Origin of the sequence: Bradyrhizobium sp. MOS003 (genome assembly GCF_003020125.1) — a bacterium.
Lineage (GTDB): Bacteria > Pseudomonadota > Alphaproteobacteria > Rhizobiales > Xanthobacteraceae > Bradyrhizobium.
In genome coordinates, this window is sequence record NZ_PYFW01000003.1 from 583,210 (window position 1) to 596,875 (window position 13,666).

Below are 13,666 nucleotides of genomic sequence, written 5' to 3' on the forward strand. Positions count from 1 at the left end.
TGACAGGCCTCGAGTGCCGCGGCAAGATTGGACCGGCCGCTTCACTCCAGCAGCTTGTCCAGCGTGATCGGGAAGCGCCGGATGCGCTTGCCGGTGGCGTGATAGACCGCATTCGCAATTGCTGCAGGCACGCCGACGATGCCGATCTCTCCGAGCCCCTTGATACCAAGCTTGTTGATCCGCTCGTCCGGTTCGTCGACGAAAATGACATTGATGTCGTGAATGTCGGCATTTACGGGAATGTGGTACTCGGCGATGTTCGCGTTCATGATACGGCCGAAGCGGTGATCCATCTGCGTTTCCTCGTGAAGCGCCATTCCGATCCCCCAGACCACGCTGCCCATGATCTGGCTGCGGCCGGTCTTCGTGTTCAGGATGCGGCCGGCAGCAACCGCGCTCACGACCCGCGTCACGCGGATCACGCCGAGTTCCTCGTCGACCGTCACTTCGGCGAAAACCGCCGAATGCGTATTGCGGGCGTGCGATTTGTCCTCGGCGAACTCGTTCAGCTTCTCCTTCTCGATCCGTTCGAGGTTGCTGTGACGCATGACGTCGGCAATAGAGACAGCAGCCGCGTTCTTGCCATTACTCGCGATCATGCCGTTGGCCAAGGTGACATTGTGCGTGTCGATGTCAGCCAGCGGAGAATCCGGCATCGCCTTCGCAAGCCGCGCGAGCTCCTGGCGAATATCTTCGGCTGCTGCCAACACGGCGTGCGCGCTGGATGCCGCCATCCAGGAGCCGCCTTCGACGGGAGCTTGCGGCAAGGTCGAATCGGCGAGCCGCACGCTGATGTTCTCGATAGGCAACCCGAGGGCATCTGCCGCCACCTGCGCCACGATGGTATATGTGCCCGTCCCGATGTCGGACGCGGCGCAGGAGACCTCGGCATGGCCGTTGGCCGTCAGCACGATGCGGACGGCGACGGGCATCTGCAGTGCTTCCCAAACTCCCGTCGCCATGCCCCAGCCGACGAGTTCCTTGCCGTCGCGCATGGAGCGGGGTGTGGGATCGCGGCGGCTCCAGCCGAACGCTTCGGCGCCTCGGGCGTAGCATTCGCGCAGCTGCTTGCTGGTATAGGGCAGGTCTTCGCTCTGGTCGCGATCCGAGTAGCATTTCAGCCGCAGCTCGAGCGGATCCAGCTTGAGCGCTACCGCCAATTCGTCCATGGCGCACTCGAGCGCACAAACGCCCGTTGCTGCGCCCGGTGCCCGCATATCGCACGGCGTTGCAACGTCGAGATCGACCAGCTTGTGGGAAAAGTAGGTGTTCGGGCTCTTGTAGAGCTGCTCGGCCCAGCCCGTGTCGTTGCGCGAGAAATCCTCGTAGCGTGAGGTCATCGCGATAGCTTCGTGGGTGATGGCATCAAGCGTGCCGTCCGGACCTGCCCCGAGCGCAACGCGTTCGATGGTCATGGGACGATAGCCCAGGCCGTACATCTGCTGCCGCGTCAGCACGACGCGAACCGAACGCTTGAGCGCGAGCGAGGCCATCGTCGCCAGCACGACCTGGTACTGCGGCCGCAGGCCAGAACCGAAGGCGCCACCGACATAGGGCGAAAGTACGCGAATCTCGTCGGGCTTCTTGCCGAACACGCTGCAGAGATATTTCTGCACGTTCTGAACGCCTTGCGTCTTGTCGTAGACCGTGAGCCTGCCGTCATCCCAGACCGTCGTCGTCGCAAAGAGCTCCATCGGATTGTGATGCTCGGTCGGAAGGAGGTAGTCCGCCTCGTGCCGCAAGCCGGTGGCGGCAAGCGCTGCCTTGGCGTCGCCGCGCGGCTTGTGCGGCTTGTCCATCTCGTTGGCACTGCCACGTTCGGCCTCGAGGTCGGTCACGAACTCATCCTGTTCGTAGTCGATCCGCACGAGCGTAGCGGCGAACTTCGCGGTTTCCCATTCCTCGGCAAGGACGAGCGCAATCGGCTGTCCGTTGAACTTGATCCTGTCGTCGTAAAGCGGCCGGAACGGCGAACCCTCAGGAGCCACTTCGTCCTTCCAGGCGTCGTCCTTGTCCGCGAGGGGGGGACGATTGGCGTGCGTGAGCACGTCGAGAACTCCGGCTACTTTCAGCGCCTCGTCAGTGTCGATCCGCACGATGCGACCGCGCGGGATGGAGGCTTCCACCACGAAGCCATGGACCAAGCCGTTGGCGCTGAATTCGCCGGCGTACTTCGCGGCTCCGGTGACCTTGGCCCGGCCGTCGACGCGCGACGTTGCTGTTCCGACATAGGCGTTCATCCGGCCCTCATGCGATCTTCTTGTGAGCTTGTGATTGCGGCGTGGCACTCGCGGCCTGCATCAGCGTTCGCACGATGGCGCGACGGGCCAGCTCGATCTTGAATCCATTATGGGAACCGGCAGTCGCACCCTGCAGCAGCAGGTCGGCGGCGTGTCCGAAATGGTCCGGTGTAGCCGCCTTGCCCCGCAATGCCGCTTCGGCCTCGAGGCTTCGCCAGGGCTTGTGGGCCACACCGCCGAGCGCCAGGCGCGCTTCGCTGATCGCGTTGCCCTCCAGTTCGAGCGCGGCTGCGACCGAGACCAAGGCGAAGGCATAGGACAGCCGGTCGCGGATTTTCAGATAGCTGTAGTTTCGGACGAATGTCTGCGGCGGCAGCTCGATTGCCGTAATGATCTCGCCGCTGCCGAGATTCGTATCGAGATGAGGCTTGTCGCCCGGAAGCCGGTGGAAATCCGTCAACGCGATGCTGCGCTGACCCGAGGGGCCTGCGATGTGGACCAGCGCGCCGAGCGCGGCCAGTGCCACGCTCATGTCGGATGGATTCGTCGCGATGCAAAATTGGCTGGTGCCGAGGATTGCATGGTTGCGATTGAGGCCATCCATCGCCGAGCAGCCCGTGCCAGGGCTCCGCTTGCTGCAAGGTGTCGTGGTGTCATAGAAGTAGGCGCAGCGCGTTCGTTGCATCAGATTGCCGCCGACCGAGGCCATGTTGCGCAGTTGCGCGGAGGCACCGGCCAGGATGGCGCTGGCGAGGAGGGGGTAGCGCTGCTCGATAAAGGGATGGTAGGCGAGGTCCGAATTCGGGACCAAGGCGCCGATGCGCAGACCGCCGCCGGCGGTCTCCTCGATGGCGCGGAGCGGCAGGCGGGAGATGTCGATGAGCCGCGAGGGCCGTTCGACATTCTCCTTCATCAGATCGATCAGGTTGGTGCCGCCGGCAATCAGCTTCGCGCCGGGATCGGCGGTGAGCAGGCGAATGGCGTCGGCAACGTCGCTTGCGCGGGAATAATCGAAATTGTTCATGACCGGCTCATTGCTTGCTCGATCGCAGCCACGATGTTGGGATAGGCGCCACAGCGGCAGAGGTTTCCGCTCATGAGCTCCCGGATCTCGTCGGCATCTCGCGCACGACCTTCGGCCAACAGGCCGGCGGCCGAGCAAATCTGTCCCGGCGTGCAATAGCCGCACTGAAAGGCATCGTGGTCGATGAAGGCCTGCTGCAGGGGATGCAGCGTGCCGTCCCTGGCCAAACCCTCGATGGTCGTGATCTCGGCGCCATCCTTCATGACCGCGAGGGTCAGGCAGGAATTGACCCGTCTTCCGTCGACCAGCACGGTACATGCGCCGCATTGGCCGTGATCGCAGCCCTTTTTTGTGCCCGTCAACTCCAGACGGTCACGCAGCGCATCGAGCAGCGTGGTCCACGGCACGATCTCGAGCGCGCGCCTTTCGCCATTGACGACGAGGTTGATCGGAATGGGTTCGGGGATCGTCGTGTCGGCCATATGCTATTTCCCTGCGGAAAGGCCGAGCTGGGCAAAATGTGGGAGTGACGCACGCATCCGCTGCCGCCGCTGGCCGATAGCGCCCAACGGATGACGCGGTGCTTGGTTCCAGACCGATTCTTCGGCCGGATGGCGAGGTCAGCGCTTGGCTGGGAGAGCCTCGGGCTGGAGTTTGAGTCGGAGGGGAGTGAGTTGGCCGCGTAAAGGCGGCTATATCTCCTTGCGATGCCGGCTGCCAAGAGCGGTTTCGATGGTCTCGGGCCGCTCGATGCGTTCGATCAGCATGTCGATGCGGTCGCCGCCCCAGAACAACTCGCCGTTGAATACCATGGTGGGAACGCCGAACACGCCGAGTGCCTCGGCCTCATCGATGATGCGATCGTGCTCGGCGCGTGCGGAGCCGTTGACATAGGCCTCGAACTCGACGGACGAGCCGCCGCACGATGTGATGATATCCGCGATCGCGGCGAGGTCGTCGATCTCCAGCTCATGGCTCCAGAATTTGCGAAACACCGTGTCGTGATAGGGCCGGAAGAAGCCGTGATGTTGGGCGAACAGCATGCCAACGCTGGAATAGAAAGCGTCGTAAATCCGCCGTGGTCCTTTCATGACGAGCCCCTGCACATTGGCGAAGCGCCGCGCGTCCATATAGGCGTAGCGGACCTTGCGCCAGAAATGCGGCGTGCGCTCCTCGACCGTTCCCATGAATTCGGCGACGCGCAGCGTATAGGGCAGCCATTCCAGCTCGACACCTTGCGTTGCTTCGAGCGAGAACAGCCGCTTGTTGGCGACGAACGCGTAGGGACTCTTGTAGTCGGTATAGATGCGCACAAGTGGCTTGGGCACTGCGAGTTCCTCTATGCTTTCGTCAGCCGGTACTGCCCCAGATCCGGGTCATGCGTCATGCGCCAATAATCCACGAACCGCCAGGGCATGGCCGAAAACACGCGTCCGCTCGCGTTGCGATAGTAGGTGCTCATGCCCGGATGGGTCCAGATCATGGTCTCGTGCTCGGCATCGACCTTGCGGACGTAATCGTCGAGCACGTCCGGGCGGACATCGATCGCTTCGACGTCTTGCTCGATCATCTCGGCGAGACACGCCGAGATGTAGCGGCTCTGGCATTCCGACTGGAAGATGACGCTGCCGCCATGCGCAGGGCCGGAGTTCGGGCCGAGCATGCAGAAGAAGTTGGGGAAATCAGGTACGGTGAGACCGAGGAAGGCGGTCGGATTGTCGTGGCCCCAGGCTTCGCGCAGATCCTTGCCGTCGCGTCCGCTGATGTTGAGGCGCGCCGCCATCTCCGTCACCTTGAAGCCGGTGGCGACCACGATGATGTCGGCGGGACGGTGCTGGCCGTCGGCGGTGACGATGCCGGTCTCGTCGAAATGATCGATCGCGTCGGTGACGAGTTCGACATTGTCCCGCCTCAAGGTCTTGAACCAGTTGTTGTCGAGCAAAATGCGCTTGCCGTAGGGTGGATAGGTCGGCACGCATTTCTCGATCAGGTCCGGCCGGCCCTGTAGTTCCGACAGGATGAAGTCGGTCAGCTCCTGGCGGTGCCGGTCGTTGCCCTTGTTGACGGCCCGCTCGGGATGCGGCCAGGCCGGGTCCTTGCGCAGGAAAGGCAGCAAGCCGTCGCCATAGCGCCAGAACATGTTGAAGCGGTACCACTGCACATAGAACGGCAGATGCACCAGCAGCCAGCGCGCGCCCTCGCTGATCGGATCGGCATAGCCCTTCACAGGCCGCGCCCATTGCGCGCTGCGCTGATAGACCGTGACCGAGGCGACGCGGTCCGCGATCGACGGCACCAGCTGCATCGAGGTCGCGCCGGTGCCGATCACGGCGACATGCTTGCCGTCGATGTCGATGTCATCGGACCACAGCGCCGAATGCAGGATCGTTCCCTTGAACTCGTCCTCGCCCTTGAACCGGGCACGGGAGGGGTCGTTGAGCTGGCCGATGGCCGAGACCAATGCGGTGGATTCGAAGATCTCTTCGCCGTTGCTGGTTTTGAGCGTCGAGATCCAGCGCCGCTTGCTTTCGTCCCAGCGCGACGAGGTGAGTTCGGTGTTGACGCGCAGATGCTTGCGGATGCCGTATTCCTCCGCGACCTTTTGGAGATAGCCGAGCAACTCCTCGCGCTGGCAGAAGTAGCGGGTCCATGCATTCCCCGAGCCGAAGGAATAGGAATAGGAGTGGTTTGGCGTGTCGACGCCGCAGCCGGGATAGCGGTTGATCCACCAGGTGCCGCCGAGCTCGGCGTTCTTCTCGACGATGGTGTAGGGGATGCCGAGATGGCCGAGCGCAACGCCGAGCGCGATGGCGCAGACGCCGGCACCGACGATCAGCACGTGCTGCTCGGCGAGTTTGTCGTTCGACGGCTGCTTGGTCCAGCGCGGCTCGCGCGACACAAAACCCATCTCCTCGCGCATCAGCGGAGCATACTCCGGCGCGACGTTCTCGCCGAGGCAGGCGCGCATCATCTTCAAGAGCAGCTCTTCGCCGGGATCGGCGATGACAGGCTTCGGCGTGCCATCGGCAAAGAGTCTGACGACAGCGGCCCGGATTTCGTCCTGGATCTCTTGCGGCACGCCGGCTTGGGGATCGGGGATCAGGCGGATATCGCGTTTGGGCAAGTATGGCGGCGCGAGCCATTTCTCATCGCCCGTCATGTGCACCAGCACCATCAGGAGGCAGCGGATGTCGCCTTCCGCGATGGTCGAGGCAAGGTCGAGCGGCCTGTGCGGAGCTTCGATCTTCATGGCGTATCCTGGTCTCCGGACGTGGTGAAGAGGCCGCGCGTCATCAGTTTGCGATAGGCGGAAATGACGTGATCGGGGACGGCGGTGACGCCGCCGGCCGAATAGGAGTAGCGGCGGCTGAGATAGCCGCGCGCGCCCATCAGCATGTGAACGATCGCCTCGAACTCCTCGTCGCTGTAATCCGCGATCGCGCCTGCGCCTCGCGCACGACGCAAAATGCGGACATAGGCGACCGAGATGTTGTCGAGATGCTTCTGATAACCGATCGGTGCGAAGAACTCGGCCTCGTTGAGGATGCGCAAGAACTCCGGCACCTCGCGGATGAAGTCGAAGAAGGCGGAGAAGCGTGAAATTTCCTGCCGCGCCGCATCCGCGGTGCCGGTGCGGGCGCGGATGAAACCCACCATGTCGAGGCCGATCTTCGGCAGCAACTGGTCGAGCAGCTCCTGGCGGTTCTCGAAATGATTGTAGAAGGTGCCTTGCGCGACGCCGGCCTGCTCGGTGATGCGGGCGACGGAGGCTTCGGCATAGCCATGCTTGCCGACGACCTTGGTGGCGGCCTCGAAGATCTTCTGCTTGGTCCAGGCGTTGCGCTCGACGCGGTTGAGTTTTGTGACTTTCGCGGTGGCTGGGCCTTGCGTCATGCCACGGTCTCCAATTCGGCGCGCAGCACGCGCTTGAGAATTTTTCCGGATGGGTTGCGCGGAAGGCTGTCGCGGATGACCAGCTGTTTCGGCACTTTGAAGCTCGCGAGCCGGGCGCGACAATGCTCGGTGAGGGCAGGGAACTCCAGGCTGGTACCTTCCGCCAGCACGACGATCGCGACCGGCCGCTCGCCCCAGCGGGCGTCGTGCAGACCGATCACGGCGACCTCGCGCACCCCAGATAGCTCGTAGATGACGCGTTCGACCTCGGAGGAGGCGATGTTCTCCCCGCCGGAGATGATCATGTCCTTCTTGCGGTCGGTGAGGTACAGGAAGCCGTCTTCGTCGAGATAGCCGACGTCGCCGCTGCGGAACCAGTCGCCGAAGAAGGCGGCGGCCGTCTTGTCCGGATCCTTCCAGTAGCCGCGCGTGATCTTCGGGCCGCGCAGGCAGATCTCGCCGTCGACGTTGGCCGGCAACGTGGCGCCGTCCTCGTCGCGGATCTCGATCTCGACATGGGCGATGGCGCGCCCGGTCGAGCCGATCTTCTCGATCTCGCGACCGGCCTCCATGAAGGTATCGCCGCCGACGGTCTCGGTGAGGCCATAGGCATCGATGTAGCGCGCATTGTGGAAATATTCCGAGAAGGAGCGGATGCGCAGCTCCGGCGTCTTCTCGCCGCCGCCGATCGCCCATTGCAGGCTGGAGACGTCGTAGCGATCACGCGTCGGGCAGGTGAGCATCGCACTGGTCATGACAGGTGCGAACCAGGCGGCGTTGAGCTTGTCCTCGGCAATCGCCGCAAGCGCGCTCTCCGGCTCGAAATTGCGTTCGATGCGGATGAAGCCGCCATGCCAGAGCACGGCGATGCCGGGCAAATCGAGCGCGCCAACGTGATAGAGCGGGCCGACGACGAGCAGGCGCGTCTCGGCGCTGAGGCCGAGCGCGATCGTCTGGTCGGCGGACTTCCAGTAGAAATTATCGTATGTGAGCATCACCCCCTTGGGGCGGTCGGTCGTGCCCGAGGTATACATCAGCCGCATCAGGTCGGATGGTGCGCGGACATGCATCAGCGCGGGCGGCGCATCGCCTGCAAGACGCGTAAGACTCTGCTGCGCGGCCTCGTCGAGCACGACAATTCTTGTGCCCGCGGCATTCGCGGCCAATTCCTCGTCGACGATCAGAAGCCGTGCGCCGGAATTGCTGGTGATGTAGGCGACCTCGTCGCGAGAGAGGCGGAAGTTGATCGGCAAGAACACCGCGCCGAGATGGCTGGTGGCGAAGACGACCTCCAGGAATGCGGCGCTATTCTTCATCAGCACCGCCACGACATCGCCGGCGCCGATGCCCTGCGCGGCGAGCCAGCCTGCCACCGTCCGGACACGCACATCGAACGTCGCGTAGGAAAGCTCCTCGCCGCGATATTTCAGCGCAGGCCGGTCCGGCGAGCGCCGGGCATGAAAGGCGATGAAGCTCGAAAGATTGATCATTGCGCGGATTTTGGGCCGCTTGCGGCCTCGTTGCCTACTCGATGAATTCTGACTCGTAATTCATCTTTGGCTTGACGTCACCCCCCACCCTCTGAAATCCTTGAGGCTACGGAGACGACACGATCTCCGACAGGGATTTGGAAACGCCGACCCGACAGAGGGAGGGGAAAATGACGAGAACCCGCACGCCGGGCATCAGCCGCCGTTCAACGCTGGCGCTGATGGGCGCCGGTGCGATGAGTGTTGCCGCGCCCTGGGTGGCGCGTGCGCAAGCCAAGACCATCAAGATCGGCATGCCGACGATTCTGTCGGGCCGCGTGGCGCAGCTCGGCACGTCCTCGCGCAACGCGGTTATGCTCGAGGTCGAGAAGGTCAACGCTGCCGGCGGCCTTGCCGGCCGGCAGATCGAGATGGTGATCCGCGATTCCAAGGGCCAGCCGCAGGAAGCCGCGCGTGTCGCGCGCGAGCTCGTCAACACCGACGGCTGCGAGCTGCTGCTGGACGGCGAGGCGTCCTCGGGTTCTTTCGCGGTGCATGAGGTCGCGCGCGATCTCGGCGTGCTCTGCATCCACACCTGCTCGGAAGCGTCCTCGCTGACGGCCGATCCCAAGCAACACATCCCGAACGCGTTCCGCTGCGTGCGCCAGGGCATCCACGATTCCATCGTCGGCGGCAGCTACGCCGCCGCGATCGCCAAGACCAAGGGCTTGAAGAAATGGGCGACCTGTTCGCCCGATTATGCCTATGGCCGCGACACCACCGGCGAGTTCACGCTGTATTTGAAGCGTTTCGCGCCTGATGTGGAGATCATCAGCGAATCCTGGCCAAAGCTGTTCCAGCCCGACTATACCGAGGTCGTCACCAAGATCCTGCAAGCCAAACCGCAGGCGCTTTATTCCTGCCTGTGGGGCGGCGATCTCACCTCCTATATCGACCAGGCCAACATCTACGCGATGTTCAGCCAGATGGAGGTGTTCGCGGTCAACATGGCCGACTACACCGCGCTCACCGTGGTGAAGAACCTGCCCAAGGGCATCCACTCCGGCAACCGTTACATCAAGACGTTTCCGACCACGCCGGAGAACGCGGCCTGGGGCGATGCCTACAAGGCGAAGTACAACGAGTATCCGACCAACTGGTCGTGGCAGAACGCGACCGCGGTGATGTTCCTCGCCGAGGCCGCCAAGAAGGCGAACTCGGCCGACGGCAAGAAGATCGCGGAGGCGTTGAAGGGCCTCACCATCAAGTGCCCGTTCGGCGCCGACGGCACCGTGACGATGCGCGGCGACGACCACACGCTGGTCGGCTACGCCATCGGCTGGGGCACTACGATCCCGCAGGAGCCGTATGTGCCGGAGGTCAAGGCCGGCGACTGGAAGACGATCTTCGAGCTCGAGGCCGAGTGGAAGAAGAGCAAGGGCTACACCTGATCCAATGCGCAGCGGAGACGGGCGACCGTCTCCGCCGTCTCGTTTTCCGCGCCGTATCGGGCGCGCCGCAATGAAAGTGCTCCCGTGGATCTCGACGCGCTTGCCGGTTGCCTCTCCAGCTCAGCCTGCCTGGTGACGCAAACCACCAGCGGCCTCATCATCGGCATGCTGCTGTTCCTGGTCGCGGTCGGGCTGACGTTGATTTTCGGCGTGCTCAAAGTGGTCAATTTCAGCCACGGCGCGTTCTACATGTTCGGCGCCTATTTCGCGATGACGGCCTATCAGTTCACCGGAAGCTTTGCCCTCGCGATGCTGGCCGGGGCGGCCGGCACGGCCATTCTCGGATTGATCTTCGAGCGCGTCTTCATGAGCCGTGTCTATGGTGCGGACGTGTTGATGCAGCTCCTCGTCTGCTACGCCTTCGTGCTGATCTTCGACGATGTCGTGCGCCTGATCTGGGGGCCCGAATTCAAGGCGATGGGCATGCCGGCGGCCTTCCAGGTGATGCCGCTGTTCATCGCCGGCGGCGTGGTGCCGCCTTATTACCTGCTGCTGATCGGCGTCGCGCTCGTTGCGGCTATCGTGCTCGGTGCGGGCCTGTCGCGCACGCGCATCGGTAAGGTGATCCGCGCTGCTGCGCATAATCCGGGCATGGTCTCGGCGCTCGGTATCAACACCGGCCTGATCTATGGCGGCGTTTTCGCGCTCGGCGGCATGCTGGCGGGGCTCGCGGGTGCGCTCGCTGCGCCGGTGCGCTCGCTGACCCCAGGGATGGGATTTTCGGTGCTGATCGAATCCTTCATCGTCACCGTGATCGGCGGCATGGGCTCGATCCTGGGTGCCCTGATCGGCGCTTTGCTGCTCGGCCTGATCAGGTCCTACGGTTCGCTCGGCTTTCCCCTGTTCACGGAAGGCCTGATGTATCTCTTCATGGTGATCGTGCTGGTCTCGAAACCCACCGGCCTGTTCGGCAAGGAGGCGGCATGACCGAGCTCGAGGCCGGACGCGCCGGGACGCTGGCGCCTGTGCGCGGCGGTGCCGCGCTTGGGCGCTATCGCGACATCCTGATCGCGCTGATCGCTTTTGCCGTGCTGGCGAGCCTGCCGCTGTTCACGGGCAGCAAGGCGCTGCTCGATTTCGTCATCCGCTGCTCGGCTTACGGCCTGTTCGCGACCTCGCTCAATCTGCTCGTCGGCTACACCGGCCTGACCTCTTTCGGCCATGGCATGTTCTTCGGCCTTGGTGCCTACAGTTTCGGCCTGATCATGCAGAAGCTCGGCGTGCCCATTCCCGTGGCCTTCGTGGCGACGCTGGCGATCACGGCGGTGATCGCGGCCGTGATCGGCGCGATCTGCGTGCGGCTCAAGGAGATCTATTTCGCCTTCGTCACGCTCGCCTTCCAGATGCTGATCCATTCGACCATTTTGTCGTGGGCCTCTTTCACCGGCGGCGACCAGGGCCTGCGCGGCGGCATTCCGCGTCCCGCATTCCTCGGGATCAATCTCGCCAACCACGTCCATCTCTACATCGCGAGCTGCGCCCTGCTGATCCTCGGCCTGCTCGCGATGCGCCAGATCGCGCAATCGCCGTTCGGCTACACCCTGCGGATGATTCGCGACAATGCCGCGCGCGCGAGCTTTCTCGGCATCGACGTCTGGCGCACCAAGCTCACCGTGTTCGTGCTGGCGGCGGTGTTTGCATCCATGGGCGGCATGGTGATGGCGCTGTTCGTCTCCGGCGCCTATCCGGAGTTCGCCTATTGGACCATCTCGGGCGAAGGCATCTTCATCAACATGCTCGGCGGCGTCTCGACCTTCCTCGGGCCGATGGTCGGCACCGTGCTGCTGCTGCTGCTCAACGACACCGTGACGCGGTTCACCGAGTACCATGGCATCGTGCTCGGCGTGGTCATCCTGTTCTTCGCGCTCGGCTTGCGGAAGGGGCTCCTCGATTTCGTCGCCGAATGGTTTGTGCAGCGGCGCGATGCAGGCGAGGGGCGCTAGCCATGCTGGAGATCCGCAACCTCGCAAAATCCTTTGGTGGCGTGAAGGCAACCAACGATGTCTCGCTCGACTTCCCCGACGGTTCGCTCACCGCGGTGATCGGTCCGAACGGCGCCGGCAAGAGCACCTTTTTCAATCTGATCACCGGCGCCCTGAAGCCTGACACCGGCCAGGTGCTACTCGACGGCGTCGATCTCGCCGGCCGCTCGCCGCCGGAGATCGTGCGCCACGGCATCGGCCGCGCCTTCCAGGTCGCCAGCATCTTCAAATCGCTGACGGTGCAGGAGACCATGCTCGCCGCCGTCAGCGCCGACCAGCGCTCCTCCGCTGTGCTGCACAGGCGCTTTCCGTTGCCCGAGACGTGTGACCGCGCTGAGCACGTGATGGAGCTGCTAGGACTCGCAGAAAAGCGCAATCGCACCGCCGCAACGCTCTCGCATGGCGATCAGAAGCTCCTCGACATCGCGCTGGCGCTGGTGCTCGAACCAAAAGTGCTGCTGCTGGACGAGCCCACCGCCGGGATGGGGCCGGAAGAGCGCTGGCGCATGATCGACAAGGTGCGCGAACTCTGGGAGACCCAGAAAATCACCGTCGTCTTCATCGAGCACGACATGGACATCGTGTTCAAGATCGCGCCCAAAATCGTCGTGCTCTGCTATGGCCGCATTCTCGCTACCGGCACGCCCGACGAGATCCGCAACAACAGCGCTGTGATCGAGGCTTATCTGGGTACTGAGCACGCGGGGGCGGCTGCATGAATGCTGTCGTCATCGAGGTCGCCGATCTCGACGTCTACTACGGCACCAGCCAGATCTTGTTTGGCGTCGGCCTCTCGGTGCGGCAGGGCGAGACCATGGCGCTGCTCGGCCGCAACGGCGCCGGCAAGTCCACCACCATGAAGGCGATCATGGGGCTGGCGCCGCCGCGGCGGGGCAAAGTGAGCCTGCGTGGTGCCGTGATCTCCGGCCGGAAGCCGCATCATATCGCGCGCGCCGGTCTCGGCTTCGTGCCGGAGGACCGCCAGATCTTTCCGGAGCACAGCGTCGAGGACAATCTGGTCATCGGCCGCAAGAAGGGGCCGGAGGGCCAGGACGAATGGCCGATCAAGCGCATCTACGAGGTCTTCCCGCTGCTGGAGCCGCTGCGCCATCGTATCGCCGGGCGTCTCTCTGGCGGCGAACAGCAGATGCTGGCGATCGCGCGCACGCTGATCGGTAACCCCGCACTGCTGCTGCTGGACGAGCCGAGCGAGGGGCTCGCGCCGATCATCGTGCAGCGGATCGGCGAGCTGTTGCGGCAGCTTCGGGGCATCGGATCGACCGTGCTGATTGCCGAGCAGAACATGCATTTCTGCCTGGGGCTCGCGAGCCACGCCACGATCATCGACAAGGGCCAGATCGTCTACGCCGCCGGAATCGACGAGCTGAAAGCCAATGAGGCGATCCGCCGGCGTTATCTGGCCCTCTGAGCCTGGCGGGCGGAGTCCGAATAGTCGAGAAGAAGAAAACTGTTGTCTGGGGTCCTTCCGGCGGAAGGAGTTTCCCTGCGCAGGAGCAAAAACGCCAATCGCTTCCATTGCCGTTTG

Annotated in this window: 12 protein-coding genes; 5 read left to right on the forward strand and 7 right to left on the reverse strand. The window is 63.7% G+C overall.

Annotated features, from left to right (window positions below; translation table 11 throughout):
• Nucleotides 1-41 precede the first annotated feature (41 nt).
• From C7G42_RS17565 to C7G42_RS17595, 7 genes are all read right to left on the reverse strand, one after another.
• Nucleotides 42-2,240, reverse strand: coding sequence for a xanthine dehydrogenase family protein molybdopterin-binding subunit (locus C7G42_RS17565; protein WP_106950194.1), 2,199 nt, complete (start codon nt 2,238-2,240; stop codon nt 42-44).
• Nucleotides 2,241-2,247: 7 nt separating this feature from the next.
• Nucleotides 2,248-3,264 carry an FAD binding domain-containing protein gene (locus C7G42_RS17570; RefSeq protein WP_106950195.1) on the reverse strand — a complete coding sequence of 339 codons (1,017 nt, stop codon included), beginning with the start codon at nt 3,262-3,264 and terminating at the stop codon, nt 2,248-2,250.
• The gene (locus tag C7G42_RS17575) at nt 3,261-3,746 is read right to left on the reverse strand and encodes a (2Fe-2S)-binding protein (RefSeq protein WP_106950196.1); all 486 of its coding nucleotides are present in this window, start codon (nt 3,744-3,746) and stop codon (nt 3,261-3,263) included. Before C7G42_RS17575 ends, C7G42_RS17570 begins: the two co-directional genes overlap by 4 nt.
• A 210-nt stretch (nt 3,747-3,956) precedes the next feature.
• Nucleotides 3,957-4,592 carry a 2-hydroxychromene-2-carboxylate isomerase gene (locus C7G42_RS17580; protein ID WP_106950197.1) on the reverse strand — a complete coding sequence of 212 codons (636 nt, stop codon included), beginning with the start codon at nt 4,590-4,592 and terminating at the stop codon, nt 3,957-3,959.
• A gap of 11 nt (nt 4,593-4,603) precedes the next feature.
• Nucleotides 4,604-6,514, reverse strand: a complete 1,911-nt coding sequence (locus tag C7G42_RS17585) for a flavin-containing monooxygenase (protein ID WP_106950198.1) — start codon at nt 6,512-6,514, stop codon at nt 4,604-4,606.
• Nucleotides 6,511-7,158: a TetR/AcrR family transcriptional regulator gene (locus C7G42_RS17590; RefSeq protein ID WP_106950199.1), complete on the reverse strand. Its 648-nt coding sequence runs from the start codon at nt 7,156-7,158 to the stop codon at nt 6,511-6,513. The genes C7G42_RS17585 and C7G42_RS17590 overlap by 4 nt, the downstream gene beginning before the upstream one ends.
• Nucleotides 7,155-8,648, reverse strand: a complete 1,494-nt coding sequence (locus tag C7G42_RS17595; protein WP_106950200.1) for an AMP-binding protein — start codon at nt 8,646-8,648, stop codon at nt 7,155-7,157. Before C7G42_RS17595 ends, C7G42_RS17590 begins: the two co-directional genes overlap by 4 nt.
• Before the next feature lie 170 nt (nt 8,649-8,818).
• Between C7G42_RS17595 and C7G42_RS17600 the strand changes: the two genes are divergently transcribed.
• The 5 genes from C7G42_RS17600 (at nt 8,819) to C7G42_RS17620 (ending at nt 13,549) form a co-directional block, all read left to right on the forward strand.
• Complete coding sequence (locus C7G42_RS17600) at nt 8,819-10,078, forward strand: ABC transporter substrate-binding protein (protein WP_106950201.1); 1,260 nt, start codon at nt 8,819-8,821, stop codon at nt 10,076-10,078.
• 84 nt (nt 10,079-10,162) lie between these two features.
• Nucleotides 10,163-11,065 (forward strand): branched-chain amino acid ABC transporter permease, encoded by a 903-nt coding sequence (locus C7G42_RS17605; protein ID WP_106950202.1) that lies wholly within the window; start codon nt 10,163-10,165, stop codon nt 11,063-11,065.
• On the forward strand, nt 11,062-12,081 hold the full coding sequence (locus tag C7G42_RS17610; protein ID WP_106950203.1) for a branched-chain amino acid ABC transporter permease: 1,020 nt from the start codon (nt 11,062-11,064) through the stop codon (nt 12,079-12,081). Before C7G42_RS17605 ends, C7G42_RS17610 begins: the two co-directional genes overlap by 4 nt.
• 2 nt (nt 12,082-12,083) lie before the next feature.
• The gene (locus C7G42_RS17615; protein WP_106950204.1) at nt 12,084-12,839 is read left to right on the forward strand and encodes an ABC transporter ATP-binding protein; all 756 of its coding nucleotides are present in this window, start codon (nt 12,084-12,086) and stop codon (nt 12,837-12,839) included.
• Nucleotides 12,836-13,549 carry an ABC transporter ATP-binding protein gene (locus C7G42_RS17620; protein ID WP_106950205.1) on the forward strand — a complete coding sequence of 238 codons (714 nt, stop codon included), beginning with the start codon at nt 12,836-12,838 and terminating at the stop codon, nt 13,547-13,549. Before C7G42_RS17615 ends, C7G42_RS17620 begins: the two co-directional genes overlap by 4 nt.
• The last annotated feature ends 117 nt before the right edge of the window (nt 13,550-13,666 follow it).

Excerpts from the sequence above, each read along its gene's own strand:
- C7G42_RS17565 (WP_106950194.1), bottom strand. The coding sequence starts at position 2,240 with ATGAACGCCTATGTCGGAACAGCAACGTCGCGCGTCGACGGCCGGGCC.
- C7G42_RS17600 (WP_106950201.1), top strand. The coding sequence starts at position 8,819 with ATGACGAGAACCCGCACGCCGGGCATCAGCCGCCGTTCAACGCTGGCG.
- C7G42_RS17610 (WP_106950203.1), top strand. The coding sequence starts at position 11,062 with ATGACCGAGCTCGAGGCCGGACGCGCCGGGACGCTGGCGCCTGTGCGC.
- C7G42_RS17620 (WP_106950205.1), top strand. The coding sequence starts at position 12,836 with ATGAATGCTGTCGTCATCGAGGTCGCCGATCTCGACGTCTACTACGGC.
- C7G42_RS17570 (WP_106950195.1), bottom strand. The coding sequence starts at position 3,264 with ATGAACAATTTCGATTATTCCCGCGCAAGCGACGTTGCCGACGCCATT.
- C7G42_RS17615 (WP_106950204.1), top strand. The coding sequence starts at position 12,084 with ATGCTGGAGATCCGCAACCTCGCAAAATCCTTTGGTGGCGTGAAGGCA.
- C7G42_RS17575 (WP_106950196.1), bottom strand. The coding sequence starts at position 3,746 with ATGGCCGACACGACGATCCCCGAACCCATTCCGATCAACCTCGTCGTC.
- C7G42_RS17585 (WP_106950198.1), bottom strand. The coding sequence starts at position 6,514 with ATGAAGATCGAAGCTCCGCACAGGCCGCTCGACCTTGCCTCGACCATC.
- C7G42_RS17595 (WP_106950200.1), bottom strand. The coding sequence starts at position 8,648 with ATGATCAATCTTTCGAGCTTCATCGCCTTTCATGCCCGGCGCTCGCCG.
- C7G42_RS17590 (WP_106950199.1), bottom strand. The coding sequence starts at position 7,158 with ATGACGCAAGGCCCAGCCACCGCGAAAGTCACAAAACTCAACCGCGTC.